The organism is Flavobacterium tructae (genome assembly GCF_002217475.1).
Lineage (GTDB): Bacteria > Bacteroidota > Bacteroidia > Flavobacteriales > Flavobacteriaceae > Flavobacterium > Flavobacterium tructae.
This window is the reverse complement of the sequence record NZ_MUHH01000033.1, coordinates 39,027-53,836: the sequence shown is the minus strand read 5'-3', so window position 1 is coordinate 53,836 and position 14,810 is coordinate 39,027. Positions and strand designations below refer to the sequence as shown.

Annotated in this window: 11 protein-coding genes; 6 read left to right on the top strand and 5 right to left on the bottom strand. The window is 36.8% G+C overall.

Going from position 1 to position 14,810, the window contains the following annotated elements; genetic code table 11:
* Positions 1-62: 62 nt before the first annotated feature.
* The 3 genes from B0A80_RS15070 to B0A80_RS15060 all read right to left on the bottom strand — a co-directional run bounded on the left by B0A80_RS15070 (position 63) and on the right by B0A80_RS15060 (position 3,285).
* Positions 63-641, bottom strand: a complete 579-nt coding sequence (locus tag B0A80_RS15070; protein ID WP_070907016.1) for a YdeI/OmpD-associated family protein — start codon at positions 639-641, stop codon at positions 63-65.
* 8 nt (positions 642-649) lie between these two features.
* Positions 650-1,927 (bottom strand): peptidase T, encoded by a 1,278-nt coding sequence (pepT, locus tag B0A80_RS15065; protein WP_070907015.1) that lies wholly within the window; start codon positions 1,925-1,927, stop codon positions 650-652.
* A gap of 227 nt (positions 1,928-2,154) precedes the next feature.
* Positions 2,155-3,285, bottom strand: a complete 1,131-nt coding sequence (locus B0A80_RS15060) for a formylglycine-generating enzyme family protein (RefSeq protein ID WP_089077784.1) — start codon at positions 3,283-3,285, stop codon at positions 2,155-2,157.
* Positions 3,286-3,636: 351 nt separating this feature from the next.
* On the opposite strand from B0A80_RS15060, the gene B0A80_RS15055 reads away from it, so the two are divergent.
* Positions 3,637-4,671: a quinone-dependent dihydroorotate dehydrogenase gene (locus B0A80_RS15055; protein WP_089077783.1), complete on the top strand. Its 1,035-nt coding sequence runs from the start codon at positions 3,637-3,639 to the stop codon at positions 4,669-4,671.
* Here B0A80_RS15055 and B0A80_RS15050 read toward each other — a convergent pair.
* On the bottom strand, positions 4,657-5,373 hold the full coding sequence (locus tag B0A80_RS15050; RefSeq protein ID WP_089077782.1) for a DUF3307 domain-containing protein: 717 nt from the start codon (positions 5,371-5,373) through the stop codon (positions 4,657-4,659). The two genes, B0A80_RS15055 and B0A80_RS15050, sit on opposite strands and share 15 nt — an antisense overlap.
* Positions 5,370-5,984, bottom strand: a complete 615-nt coding sequence (locus B0A80_RS15045; protein WP_089077830.1) for a hypothetical protein — start codon at positions 5,982-5,984, stop codon at positions 5,370-5,372. Before B0A80_RS15045 ends, B0A80_RS15050 begins: the two co-directional genes overlap by 4 nt.
* Before the next feature lie 209 nt (positions 5,985-6,193).
* Between B0A80_RS15045 and B0A80_RS15040 the strand changes: the two genes are divergently transcribed.
* From B0A80_RS15040 to B0A80_RS15020, 5 genes are all read left to right on the top strand, one after another.
* The gene (locus B0A80_RS15040) at positions 6,194-7,060 is read left to right on the top strand and encodes a hydroxymethylglutaryl-CoA lyase (RefSeq protein WP_089077781.1); all 867 of its coding nucleotides are present in this window, start codon (positions 6,194-6,196) and stop codon (positions 7,058-7,060) included.
* 80 nt (positions 7,061-7,140) lie between these two features.
* Complete coding sequence (locus tag B0A80_RS15035; protein ID WP_089077780.1) at positions 7,141-7,695, top strand: hypothetical protein; 555 nt, start codon at positions 7,141-7,143, stop codon at positions 7,693-7,695.
* The gene (locus tag B0A80_RS15030) at positions 7,692-9,095 is read left to right on the top strand and encodes a DUF5723 family protein (protein ID WP_089077779.1); all 1,404 of its coding nucleotides are present in this window, start codon (positions 7,692-7,694) and stop codon (positions 9,093-9,095) included. The genes B0A80_RS15035 and B0A80_RS15030 overlap by 4 nt, the downstream gene beginning before the upstream one ends.
* Before the next feature lie 230 nt (positions 9,096-9,325).
* Positions 9,326-10,798 carry an IMP dehydrogenase gene (gene guaB, locus B0A80_RS15025; RefSeq protein ID WP_017495404.1) on the top strand — a complete coding sequence of 491 codons (1,473 nt, stop codon included), beginning with the start codon at positions 9,326-9,328 and terminating at the stop codon, positions 10,796-10,798.
* 579 nt (positions 10,799-11,377) lie between these two features.
* A partial coding sequence (locus B0A80_RS15020; protein ID WP_455550104.1) for an Ig-like domain-containing protein occupies positions 11,378-14,810 on the top strand: 3,433 nt, incomplete at its 3' end.

Genomic DNA, 14,810 nt, shown 5'->3' with positions numbered 1-14,810 from the left:
ACTTTGATAAAGGTTTTTTTATAGGTTGGGATTTGGAATTTTTAAAAATTTGAAATTTGACCCTATCTGTATTTATCATTCAATCCGATGTTTTCCAGTATCATCGGAATTACTTTCTCAATTCTCGAAAGTTTGGTTTTATCTTGCTTGGCAGTTTCAATGTACTCCAGAAATTCATATTGCTTGTAAGGACTGAATTTTTGAAATGCTTCCGCCAGAGCCGGGTTCTGATCCAGTTCTTTTTGAAAAAGTTCAGAAACAATAGCTTCTTTTTTTGAAGGTTTGATGATTTTTCCTTGTTTTTCGTTCTCAATAGCTTCCGAAATGTAGGCCAAAACCTCTGCCTCGTTTACCTGATCTTTTGAAGTAAAACGCCATTGGCGTAGCGATTTCGTTTTATCTTCCTGCGCATTGATGAGTTTCTTTTTCTCGTCTTTCAGGAAAACCCCATTGAAAAACCAAATCGTAAAATACTCTTTAAAGCCACCTATGCCGATAACATTTTTTTTGTTGTATACATAAACGGGGCCTCCCCATTTTACGGTTTCAACCAGTTCGGTTTTGTCAATAATAGCTTTTAGGAAAAGAAGTTCTTCTTCCCAATTGTTGACTTTATCCCAAACGTGTTTTTTATCGGACATACTTCGGTTTATTTTTTTCTTTTAGTTTTCTCAGGAACGTCAAAAATGCCCGGAATTGCAGTTAACTCAGCAATTTTTACAATGACATCAGTCGCTTTTTGCATACTTTCGGCAGGAACATATTCGTATTTTCCGTGAAAGTTATGACCGCCGGCAAATATATTCGGACAAGGAAGTCCCATGAAAGACAATTGCGACCCGTCTGTTCCGCCGCGAATAGGCTTGATTATAGGTTTGATGTTCAATTCTTTCATTGCTTTTTCGGCAATATTAACGATATGCTTGACAGGAAGTACTTTTTCTTTCATGTTATAGTACTGGTCTTTAACTTCAGCAATTACAATATCTTCTCCGAATTTTTTCGCAAATTTCTTATTGATTTTTTTGGCAATTTTGGCGATTAAATCTTTACGTTTTTCGAATTTTTTCTTGTTGTGATCACGGATAATTAATTCTAAAACCGTTTCTTCAATACTTCCGGTAAGATGATGTACATGGAAGAAACCTTCGTAGCCTTTCGTTTCCTGAGGAGTTTCTCCTTTTGGAAGTTCGTTGATGAAATCGTTGGCAATCAACATTGAATTGATCATTTTTCCTTTGGCGTAACCCGGATGAACGCTCTTTCCTTTGAAAGTAATTTTTGCTCCGGCCGCATTGAAGTTTTCATATTCTAATTCACCAATTTGGCTTCCGTCCATAGTATAAGCCCAGGCTGCACCGAATTTTTTTACATCAAAATGATGTGCGCCACGGCCAATTTCTTCGTCCGGAGTAAAACCAATTCTAATTTTTCCGTGTTTAATTTCCGGATGCTGAATTAAGTATTCCATAGCGGAGACAATTTCGGTAATTCCTGCTTTGTCATCGGCTCCTAATAAGGTTGTTCCATCAGTTGTAATAATGGTTTGCCCTTTATATTGTAATAAATCTTTAAAATAGTTGGGTGATAAAACGATGTTTTTCTCGGCATTCAAAACGATATCTTTCCCGTCATAGTTCTCAACAATCTGAGGCTTTACATTTGCTCCGCTAAAATCAGGAGAAGTGTCAAAATGAGATACAAAACCAATAGTTGGAACTTCATGATCGACATTAGAAGGTAACGTAGCCATAATGTAAGCTTTGTCATCTATGGTAACATCTGATAAGCCAATTGTCTTTAATTCTTCGACTAATTTATTGGCAAGATTCCATTGTTTTTCTGTACTTGGAGTTGTTTTTGAATTTGGATCTGACTCAGTGTCAATAGTTACATAACTAACAAAACGATCTATGATATGTTGCATTTTTTTTATTTTATTTTTAGGCAAATATAAGTAAATAGTTAAGGGTTGTAAAGCTTCAAATTATGAAAACTATAAATTAGACTGAAAAAAAGTTTGCTTCAAATTTTACTGATTTGTTCTGATTTTAGAAAGTTAAAATCCAATTTCACGAATTTAAATTCGTGAAATTGGATTTGTAAGTAGCATGACAAAGATTTTAATTTATGTTATTATGGACTAAAAAAATCTTATTGAACACATCTAAAACCAATATGATTGGCCGGTGATTTGTAATCTCCTTTTCCTCTGGTGCCTACCATATAGCGGGTACAATACTGATCGGTGCATAAAAAAGATCCGCCACGCTGAACTTTTTTGGGTAGTTCGGGCTCTGAAGGATCATAAGAAGAGTCAGGACCTTGTGGGTTTTTAACAACCTGACGATTCTTACTGATTATTTCGTAGTAGTCTGCGGTATACCAGTCATTGGTCCATTCCCACACATTTCCGCCAATATCATAAAGACCATAAGGATTAGGAGCAAATTTAGCGGTCGGTGCAATGCCAATATAGCCGTCTTCGCCAGTGTCTCCTTTTTCCAGAGGAAAGTGTCCCTGATAAATGTTGGCTTGAAATTTTCCTTTAGGTTTTAAGGTATTTCCCCAGGCATACAACTGACCTGATTTTCCACCACGGGCAGCAAATTCCCATTCAGCTTCTGTTGGCAGTCTTTTTCCGGCCCATTTGGCGTAAGCGGCGGCATCATCATAGGAAATCTGAACAACAGGGTAGTTGCCTTTTCCTTTTATCGAGCTTCCGGCTCCTTCCGGATGTCTCCAGTCAGCACCATGCACATAAGTCCACCATTGCATATAATTGTTTAAATCAACTTGAGCCGGGGTAGGAGTAAACACGGCCGATCCGGCAACGAGATTTTCCAAAGGAGCATCGGGATATTCTTCATGAGTGGGTTTTATCTCAGCTAAAGTAATATAACCTGTTGCTTTAACAAAAGCTTCAAATTGGTCGTTTGTAACTTCGGTTTTATCCATGTAAAATCCATCTACATAAACACGGTGTATGGGTGCAGCATCTTTGGTAACTCCTTTTATGCTGCACAAACTTTCGTCCTCAACATTACTTCCCATAGAGAATTCTCCACCTGGAATCCATACCATTCCTTCAGGAGTTTTACCAACAGGTTTGTTTTTGTTTTCAATGGTTGGTTTAAACAATGATTCCTCAGCTGTATTTGGAACTTCGCCACAATTCATCGCTGTTAACTTTTGTTTCGGTACTATAAGTTTTGTATAGCCGTAAGCAATTGTAATAGCAGAGAGGGTTAGAATGGCAAAAATCCAATACGTTTTATTTTTCATGACGAATGTTTTTATCGAATAGTAGTTGCGGGTAAATTTAAGAATAAAGTTTATAAAGTAATCTTTTTAAATTCTATTTATTTTGTAAAGTTAATAGTGTTTTATTGTTGTTTTTGATAAAGTGTTGATATGTTTGTAGTTAGTTTTATGTTTGTGGTGTTTAAGGATTTTGTTTTCTGTTTCCAATGGTGTAATGCAATTATGAAAAGAGGACTTTTGATTGCAGTAAAAATCATTTGAATAAAAAAATATAGGATCAAAACCTGATGTAATTTGTTTTAGCAAAAAGAAGACGTTTTCAAAGTATTATAATTAAATTTGCACCCAAAAAAACAACAACAACACACTACTATGTATAAATTGATAATTCGCCCGATACTTTTTGGGTTTGATCCTGAAGAAGTTCATTACTTTACTTTTTCATTTGTTAAATTCATTTCAAAAATCCCCGGAGTTTCATCAATTATAAGATCAGTATACGAAGTAAAAGACAGTCGTCTGGAACGTGAAGTTTTTGGAATTAAATTTAAAAACCCGGTAGGTTTGGCGGCAGGATTTGACAAAGATGCCAAGCTGTATAAAGAATTATCGGATTTCGGATTCGGATTTATCGAAATTGGGACCGTAACTCCTGTTGGACAGGAAGGAAATCCTAAAAAACGTTTGTTTCGATTAAAAGAAGACCAGGCAATTGTAAACCGAATGGGATTCAATAATGGCGGAGTTCTGGAAGCTGTAGAGCGTTTGAAAAAGAATTCCGGAGTTTTGATTGGGGGTAATATAGGAAAGAACAAGGTGACTCCAAACGAAAATGCGGTAGACGATTATATTATTTGTTTTGATGCTTTGTTTGATCACGTAGATTATTTTGTAGTCAATGTAAGTTCACCAAATACGCCAAATTTACGTGCATTACAAGACAAAGAACCTTTGACAGCTCTGTTGCAAACGCTTCAGAACAGAAATACAGAGAAACAAAAAACAAGCACGCAAAAGGTAAAACCAATTTTGTTAAAAATTGCTCCCGATCTTACAGACGAGCAGTTATTAGATATTATTGATATTGTAAAAACAACTCAGATTGCGGGTGTGATAGCCACCAATACTACGATTTCACGTGACGGATTGCAATCTGCTAATAAAGTAGAAACAGGTGGATTGTCAGGAAAACCACTAACAAAACGTTCGACAGAGGTGATTCGTTTTCTTTCGGAAAAAAGCAACAAAGCTTTCCCGATTATTGGAGTAGGAGGAATTCATACTGCCGATGACGCGATCGAGAAATTGAATGCAGGAGCCAGCTTGGTACAATTGTATACCGGTTTTATTTATGAAGGGCCGGCTTTGATCAAAGCAATCAATAAAAAGGTTTTAAAGCAATTGTAATAGCAGTACCTGAACGATTAGTCCTGTAGCAATGGCGCTTCCAAAACTGATCAACGTACCAATTAAAACATATTCGGTTAGTTTTCGGTCTTTGGCTTCTTTTAAATCGCCAAATCTAAAAATAGATTTTGCGGCTAATAGGAAACCAATGGCCTCGAAATGTCCCGTTAGAATAAAACAGAAGACAAATAATCTTTCTAATATGCCAATATAATTTCCGGCTTTGGAAAGTGAGTTTTCATTGTGGCTGCTTTGACTTTCCGGATTCCAGATTGATATAATGGTTCTAATCAGGACAGAAGTTGGTTTTGTAATGAATAAAAATCCTGTAGCTAAAATCCAAAATTGATTGTTGAGCCATAGGAAATGAACGGTTTCACCACTGTAGAGCAAAACTACGCCAATCAAAACTAAAAGGTGTAGCGCCTGATCTGCTATAAACCAACTGCGTTTTGTTTTATTTTTCTGGAAATGAAGTTTGATTAAATCGATAACGCCATGAGATACGGCAATTAGCAAAGCGTAAGGGAGGAATTGAATTTCTCCGACTAAAACGGCTGCTAAAATGCCATGTAAAAGAATATGAAGATACAAATAAATACTTTTGTGTTTTTTGGCTTCTTTATCGACTACCCAGGAGTTAGGTTGTGCTGTAAAATCACCCAGTAAATGTGCTAAAAGTAGTTTTATAAATAAAATCATAGCGTTGTAAGTTGGTTTATTTGTGTTCTGAAATAACGGTCTAAACTCAATATTAAATCAAACTGTGCCCGTTTTTGTCTTCGGCTTACGGCGGCTCTTTTGATTCCTAATTTTGGGGCTAATTCTTCTTGTGATAAGCTTGGATTTTCTATCGCAATTGCAACAAATTCTGCAGATTGAGCGGGCCAATTATCCATAAAAGTAAGAGCAAGCTGAAGCATTAAATTCATTTTTTCATCGACAGCCGTATCACCGGTTCGCAAAGCTAAATTTATTTTTAGTTTCTTTAAAGTTCCAAAAAGTTCACCTGAGTGTATAAAGGCAGAACCATTGCTTTCAGAAATTTTTTCAGCATTGTGTGTTTTATCTCCAATACCAATACTCATTCGGGCATCCAGTTTTAAAGCTTTTAAATGTGCTTTAATGAGGATGGCCGCCAATAAAGCTTCTTCGGGATTCTTTATTTCAATTTGAAATTCGTCCCCTCTGTAAATTTCCCATTGAAGAGGCGTATCTCCAAAAGGAGATAAGATTCTCTTTAAAGATTCTACCCAGTCTTTTGATTTTTGCTTTCTGGAATCGATTATATCCCCCGTAATTACACTAGTCATAGTTTCAAATATAAATAAAAAGAATAATAATAGTATTACAAATGTAGCTAATATTTTTTTAATGTTACGTTTTTGTGTAACATTGTTGATTGTTACGTTTTTGTGTAACATATTAAAGTGTTACCATATCATGTAATACAATTAAAGAAAATTATAACTTTTATTTCTTTAAAAAAGAAACTAACTTAGCCTGCATAAAAGAGTAAGCTTTGAATAAAGAAATCAAGATTATCGAATGTCCACGTGATGCTATGCAAGGCATCAAAACTTTTATACCTACTAAAAATAAGGTTTCCTATATACAGTCTTTATTGAGAGTGGGGTTTGATACTATCGATTTTGGAAGTTTTGTGTCTCCAAAAGCAATTCCTCAAATGCAGGATACTGCCGAAGTTCTGGCTCAGCTTGATTTGTCGCAAACAACGAGCAAATTGTTGGCGATTATTGCCAATACACAAGGGGCAGCGCTGGCAGCAGCACATGAACCTATTCAATATTTGGGATTTCCTTTTTCGATATCTGAAAATTTTCAGATGCGAAACACACATAAAACAATCGCTGAATCTTTAATCACATTAGAAGAAATTCTTGAAATCGCCGATCAGAAAAATAAAGAAGTAGTTACCTATCTTTCTATGGGGTTCGGAAATCCTTACGGTGATCCTTGGAATGTAGATATCGTGGGCGAATGGACGGAAAAACTTGCGGGAATGGGAGTTAAGATACTATCACTTTCAGATACCGTTGGTAGTTCTACACCGGAAGTAATCACGTATCTTTTTTCCAATTTAATTCCGAAATACCCTCAAATTGAATTCGGAGCGCACCTGCATACCACACCAAACAGCTGGTTTGAGAAAATAGAGGCAGCTTCGAATGCTGGCTGTACCCGTTTTGACGGTGCTATTCAGGGCTTTGGAGGCTGTCCGATGGCAACAGATAAACTTACGGGTAATATGCCTACCGAAAAGTTGATTTCATATTTTACATCCAATAAAAAAATGACAGGTTTGAACTCTTTAAGTTTTGAGAGTGCCTATAATGAAGCATCAAAATTGTTTGGAAAATTTCATTAGAAAATAATTATATTTACTTATGAAAGTAAAATAATAACTAGTATCAAAGTATCGTTGTTAATCTTTAGATATGTAAAGCCATGAAACCAAATTTCATAAAGAGAATTTCTCAGATACTATTTTTATCTGTCCTATTTTCATCATGTTCCAGTGATCTGGATTTTGATCAGACTAAAGATTTTAAGCTGGAACCTGCTTTTGTAGCGAATCTGGCTTATTTTAATGTTCCGGCAGCTTCCTTTGTCGATAACGGTACAGAACAGCAAATAGGATTTGATGTTCAGGAATTTGATGTTTTCAAAGAAAAATACTTCAACGATCATCTCGTTAAAGCCGAATTTAATTTTGAAATGGAGAATACTATAAACAGGGGTTTTACCCTGAATGTATTACTTCTGAATGATAACAATCAAATTCTTCAAACCATTACGCTTGCTGTTCCGGCTTACGCAGGAGGTACAAATGTTATAAAATATCCGACCGAAATATTCGAAAATCAACGATTAGATTTATTGAAACAGACCCGTAAACTTGGCTTTGTAGTGGTTATGGCACCAGGTCCGCCTTTAAACGGAAACAGTACAGGCAGTTTAAAATTACGATCAAGTGCAACCGCTTATATGGTAATTCAATGAAAAAACTATACTTAGTTCTGATAGTCGTGTTTCAGCTTTCTTGTTTTGCTCAAAATAAAGAATTACTGTATAATTTTACCGCCATTCCGCAATCTTCCCTTGTAAATCCGGGAGCAGATGTTGCTTATAAATTCTATTTTGGAGTTCCTGTTTTATCCGGAATTTCAGCAAATTTAGGCTCAAGCAGCTTTTCGGCCTATGATTTGTTTGCGAATAACGGGGTAAATTTCAACGATAAAATCCGAAACGTGATTAATAAATCATCCAGTAGAGATAAAACTCAAATTAATCAACAGTTGGAACTGTTTTCAGGTGGTTTCAGAGTGGGAGGAAAAGACAGTCAGTCGTATCTTTCGTTTGGAGCCTATCAGGAATTTGACTTTTTAATGTACGTTCCAAAGGACCCCGCTATATTAGCACTAGACGGAAATAAAGATTACATTGGTAAGTCATTCAATTTGTCTGACTTAAATTTAAGAGCCGAAGTACTCTCAGTGTTTCATGTCGGATTTCATAAAAAAGTAAGTGAGAAACTGGTTCTGGGAGGTCGTGCCAAAATCTATTCGAGCGGAGCAAATGCAACATCAACCCGAAATTCAGGATATATTTATACCGGACAGGCTGCGGGAACTCCTAATTTATATACCCAAACGATTTCGTCTAACTTAGAAATTAAGACTTCTGGTATTGCCACATTTACAAAAGACGAGTACGAAGGGAGTATTCCAAGTGATATCGCACACAATACTTTTTTTAACGGAAGTTTAGGTTTAGGGCTTGATGCGGGTTTCACTTATTACTTTAAAGATAATCTTCAACTTACCGCAAGTATTGTTGATCTGGGTTTTGTGAGACAGTCTAAAGATATCGAAACCTTAACCTATAAAGGAACGTATCACTATGAAGGTGTGAATCCGAATTTTGATAATTCAAATGAACCAAAGAATATCTTTGATGATTTTGATAAAGCCATACCACGCGATACACTTTATAACAAGTACACCACCCTCAGACCAACAAAATTCTATTCTTCCCTTCAGTATTCCTTTGGCGAATCACGTTCTGATGAAGATTGTAATTGCCATGGTAAAGTTACCAGAAAATATGTCAACGGTGTAGGAGGGCAGCTGTTTGCAATGTCCATGCCTGTAGAACCTTTTGTGGCATTAACCGCCTTTTACAGACGCAATATTTTTGAAAAATTAGATGTAAAAGCCACTTATACAGTTGATTCTTATTCGAGTAAGAATATTGGTTTAGGACTTGCAGGTACACTTGGAAAACTGAATATGTATGTTCTGGTCAATAACCTCTTAGAATTAAAAGATGTTTCAAAAGCCAACAGTATGGCATTTCAGTTCGGTTTTAATTTTATATTTAATGACAATTCGGAAGAATAATGTTTTAAAAAAATCCAAATTCCAAGTTTCAAATTCCAAGTTTCAGGTTTCAAGTTTCAGGTTTCAAGTTTCAGGTTCTAACAATTGGAATTTGGAATTTCAAAACTTGGAATTTATCATACGGTTCATTTGTAAGATTAATTCCTTAACTATAAATTTAAGAATAACTTAGCATCCAAGTTATCAATTTATTCACTATATTTGCACGCAATTCAACTAGAAATTGCACCATGATAGCACACAACTCCAAGATTATCGGCGAAGGTTTAACTTACGACGATGTATTATTAGTACCTAACTACTCGAATGTGCTTCCCCGCGAAGTGAGTATTAAATCAAAGTTTTCACGAAATATAACGCTAAATGTTCCAATAGTATCAGCTGCTATGGATACCGTTACTGAAAGTTCTATGGCGATTGCTATGGCTCAGGAAGGCGGAATTGGTGTTTTACATAAAAACATGACGATCGAGCAACAAGCTGCGAAAGTTAGAAGAGTAAAACGTGCAGAGTCCGGAATGATTATCGATCCGGTAACTTTACCAACAAATTCAACTGTTGCAGATGCTAAAAATGCAATGAAAGAATTCGGAATTGGTGGTATTCCAATCGTTGACGAGAATAAAATACTAAAAGGAATTGTTACCAATCGTGATTTGCGTTTCGAAAAAAACGGAGCAAGACCAATTGCTGAGGTAATGACCAGTACAAACTTAGTGACTGTTGCTGAAGGTACTTCATTAGAGCAGGCCGAAGTAGTTTTACAAGGACATAAAATCGAAAAATTACCGGTGGTAAATGCTAATAATGAATTAGTAGGTTTAATCACTTTTAGAGATATCACAAAACTGACTCAAAAACCAATCGCTAACAAAGATGTTTACGGACGTTTGAGAGTTGCAGCGGCAATTGGAGTAACCGGTGATGCTGTTCAAAGAGCGGAAGCTTTAGTGGCTGCGGGTGTTGATGCAATTATCATCGATACTGCCCACGGACATACTGAAGGTGTAGTCAATGTATTAAAAGAAGTAAAATCAAAATTCCCTCAAATAGATGTAGTAGTTGGAAACATCGCTACTCCGGAAGCGGCTAAATATTTAGTAGAAAGCGGTGCTGACGGTGTAAAAGTGGGTATCGGACCTGGTTCTATCTGTACAACCCGTATCGTTGCCGGTGTTGGTTTTCCTCAATTCTCAGCAGTTCTTGAAGTAGCTGCGGCTATTAAAGGAAGTGGTGTTCCGGTAATTGCCGATGGTGGAATTCGTTACACAGGTGATATTCCTAAAGCGATTGCCGCAGGAGCTGATTGTGTGATGTTAGGTTCATTACTGGCAGGGACAAAAGAATCTCCGGGAGAAACGATCATCTTCGAAGGAAGAAAATTCAAATCGTATCGCGGAATGGGTTCTGTTGAAGCGATGCAAGGCGGATCTAAAGACCGTTACTTCCAGGATGTTGAAGACGACGTTAAAAAATTAGTTCCGGAAGGAATTGTAGGTCGTGTTCCTTATAAAGGAGAATTAAACGAAAGTATGCTTCAGTTCATTGGTGGTCTTCGCGCCGGAATGGGATACTGTGGTTCAAAAGATATTCCAACCTTACAAGAGTCAGGACGTTTCGTTAGAATTACTTCAAGCGGAATTACAGAAAGTCACCCGCACAACGTAACCATTACAAAAGAAGCTCCAAATTATTCCAGATAATTTTTAGTTTTTTCTATAAAAAAAAAGGCATAAGATTTAGTTTCTTATGCCTTTTTTTGTTTCCCTATAAAATCTTATGGAGCAACAAAAACAGATTTCTAAAACTAAAAAAAAACATTATCATCTGCAATGTGTTATAGAATTTGGAGACCAACCATTTTTGGGATTGTTTCTCTACTATTGGCTTTTCTGAAATTGCTCCAGCAGAGCAAAATATTTATTTCCACTATCATTCCCAATACGTTAAAGAATTTGGAGAACGGGTATTTTTAGAAATTGCTCCAACGGAGCAAAACATTTATAGCAAATGTAATTTTTCAATATCAAAAAGCTCCAGCGGAGCGGAACTTTTGAAATGCGAGCAATGTCACGTATTACATATAAAGGCTTTCCGGCAACCATTTATTACACTCTTATACCACTTATTACATAGTCATGTATGTAGCGATAAGGGGTAGGTACCTTTGCAGAATAATTAGAGAGGAAGAAGCTGCAAATTTATAAAGGTAGTTTTCTGAATGTGCGAGATAAAAATGATTAAATGTTCCAAAAACGTTAAAAAATTAGGTACCACATTATATGAAAAATTGTTGGTTTAAAATAGTTCTTATTTTATTATATGTATTGTCTTATGCAGGTCATGCACAGGTAACTATCACGGCCGTTGCAAGTAACACGTCTTGTGTGGGAAACGGAAGTATTACCGTTACAGTGAATAATGTAACAGCTCCTATTACCTATGCAATTGCAAAATTACCTTTTAACGAGGCAACTGTTATCACAAGTCCGGATCCTGTTTTTATCAATCTCGCAACGGGAGATTACTATTATGGCTATTATAACGGTACTACTTTTGTTAGGGCGGCAGCTTCTATAAATGTAGGAAGTTCGTTCTCTACAGTTTCACCCACGATTACTTCTGTTAGTGCAAAAAACTATACCTACTGTGGTAACGATCCTGATCCTTTAGGAACTGTTTCAGTTAGAATTTCGGGAGGAAATGGGCCTTACACCATAAGCCTTCTCAATGCTTCAGATAACAGTGAAGTGCAGAAAATAACAACCTCTTTGACCAATTATAACTTTACAAATCTGCTTCCGGGAGCTTATAAAGTACAGCTAACAGACAACTGCGGGGCAACGACTACTTCGCTAAGTACCGTAACACTTTCAGCAAATGTAATATTCAAGTCTAGTGATTTACAGATTGTAACAAAAACATCTTTGAGCAATAGCGATGTTGATATAGTGTATAATACGACAGGAGATGTTTGTTCAGGTGTTAAAAGTGCCACTCTGGTGAACGGATTTAAAGCTGTCGTAAGTCATTTTTACATCAATACTACTCCGGATTTTTTAGTCGGTTTTAATGATGCTACCAGCAGTATTCGATACAAATTAGAAATCCAAAACGGCACAGGCTGGGATGTATATGATAATTTAACACGTGCACAGGCTGAACAAAGGTTTGTATTGCCTTCGGATCGCTCTAAATGGGGAGAGGTTCGTCTTACGGGCACCTATTGTGGACTGTCACGAACAATAACGCAGGATTATGGGGCATCGTCGATAGGTAAACCTTTGGCGTTTAAATTTGACTTTCGTATTGTTGATGATCCGGCTAATACTAATTGCAGTACTACAGGAAGAGTACGATTAAGCGGTAATGGTATGGGGGCAAATTGGGCGATGACAGGATGCCTGCCCTATAATTTGGAAGTTACTAATAATGCAACAGGTATTAAAACGGATTATACTCTTACTGATGGAAGACTCGATACAGGTCTTGTAAATTGTCTTTTAGATATTGGTGAGACTTATACTGTAAAAATAACAGATAATGCTGGTACAGAAGCACCATCTTATTTTTTTAGAAATGATACTTCGAGCGCGACAAAGAAAAATATTAGTGATAAAAACAATGTTTTTATTGATCCGGTTTATTTCAGCCCGCCCACGAGTGATTTAAAAAGTCAAATACAAATTCTTACAGGTCCTAGTGCTCAGTATTTTGGTAAATCGGCCTTAGGCATGAATGCGCCGATAGGAGTTACTGGAACTGTTGGCCTGGAAGGAGCAGTAACGATTAGTTTGGAAAGCGGTCCCTCGGCATTGACAGTTGTACAAATTTTAGATAATTCAGGAAAAAAGACGGGTAATTTCAGGTTAGGAAATGATTTAACACCTGGAACTTATAAAATCAGGGTAAAAGATTCCGGTTGTTTTAATGAAGTTTTTGATGTAGTATTGGACACCTACTTTACCAAGATTGAAATTACAAAAGCTTCTTATGAGGTTTCTCCTTCCATCTGTGATCGTTACATAAAAAAAGCAACTGTAACGGTTTCAGCAGTAGGCAGTGCTATAATTAGCAGTAAATTAGAAGGTTTATATTCGACACCAAGGTTTTATGTTAATACATTTAAAGGACCTGTTGCAGGAGAAGGCAACATAAATTCTGTTATTGGGGTTACACTGGCTAAAGGAGTTTTTGATTTTAGCTTTCAACCGCAAATTTCGGGAGACTATGAAATTGGTATAGCGAAAAATTACATAACAGGAAATAATTTTTCGCAGTCAAGTGATTTGTGGGCCAATACTACAACTGTACCTTTAAGTGTAAAATCCAATTTCCCTATTTTTGATCTCTCTCAATCGGGAGGAATCGTCTGCGCTGGAAATACCACAGGAGACCTTTATGTTAAGGTAAATAATACATTAGATACGGATACCGTGACTTATTTTATTAAAAAAGATACCGATGCCGCCTTTCCTGCAAGTGGTCAGACAAGCTCTATTTTTACAGGATTGGAAGCGGGTAATTATGTGGTAAGAGCCAAAACGGCTTGCTATGAGGTAGATCAAGCCTTAATTTTAAGAGCAAAACCTGATCCATTAATAAAGGGGAAAAGTTCTTATTGTAAAGGAGATAGTTTGAAACTGGATATAAGTGACGTGGGACCAGTTACTTCAATCAAATGGACATTGCCGGATGGAACTACATCTAATGCAACGCAATTGGCATTAGATAATGTAACGACTGCTCAAAGTGGTTCGTATAAAGTAGAGATAAATACTATTGGAGGGTGTTATTTTTCAGAATCGATTAACATTACAATAAATGATCCTCAAACACCAACGACCAGTAAAACCACACAAGAATTCTGTAAAACCGACAACAAAACGGTAGCTGATTTAGCAGTAAATGAATCAGGAGTGACTTGGTACGATGCAGCTACGGCAGGAAATGTAGTTGATTCAACAACTCTTTTAGAAAACAATAAAGTCTATTACGGTTCTTTAAAAGCAGGAACTTGCGAGAGCCCAACCAGATTGGCGGTAACGGTTACTTTGAGTGATCCAAAAACACCAACAGGCAATGCAATACAAATATTTTGCGCTTATGACACTCCTACAGTGGCAAGTTTAGTAACCAATGAAACTGGCGTAATCTGGTATGATGAGGAAACAGGAGGTACTGTAGTTTCTCCAACAACGCTATTACCAGCACCAAAATTGGAATCGCATGATACAGAAGGATCAACTTCTCATACTTACTATGGTGCTTTAAATATAGGTGGCTGTGAAAGTATTACCCGATTGAAGGTAATGACAATCGTCGTTGCTCTTCAAACGCCAACAGGGGCTGCAACACAGGAGTTCTGCAAAAGCAGTAATGCTACCGTGGCTAGTTTGACCACCAACGTAAAAGGAGTAGTTTGGTATGATGCAGCCAGTAATGGAAATGTGGTACCTTCAACCACCGTTTTAACAGATAGTACGATATATTACGGTGCCGCAAAATCACGCATTTGCGAGAGCCCAACGAGATTGGCGGTAACGGTTACTTTGAGTGATCCTCAAACACCAACGACCAGTAAAACCACACAAGGATTCTGTAAAACAGACAGTAAAACCGTGGCAGATTTATCAGTAAACGAATCAGGAGTGACCTGGTATGATGCAGCTAACAATGGAAATGTTATTGCCAGAACAACTCTTTTAGAAAACA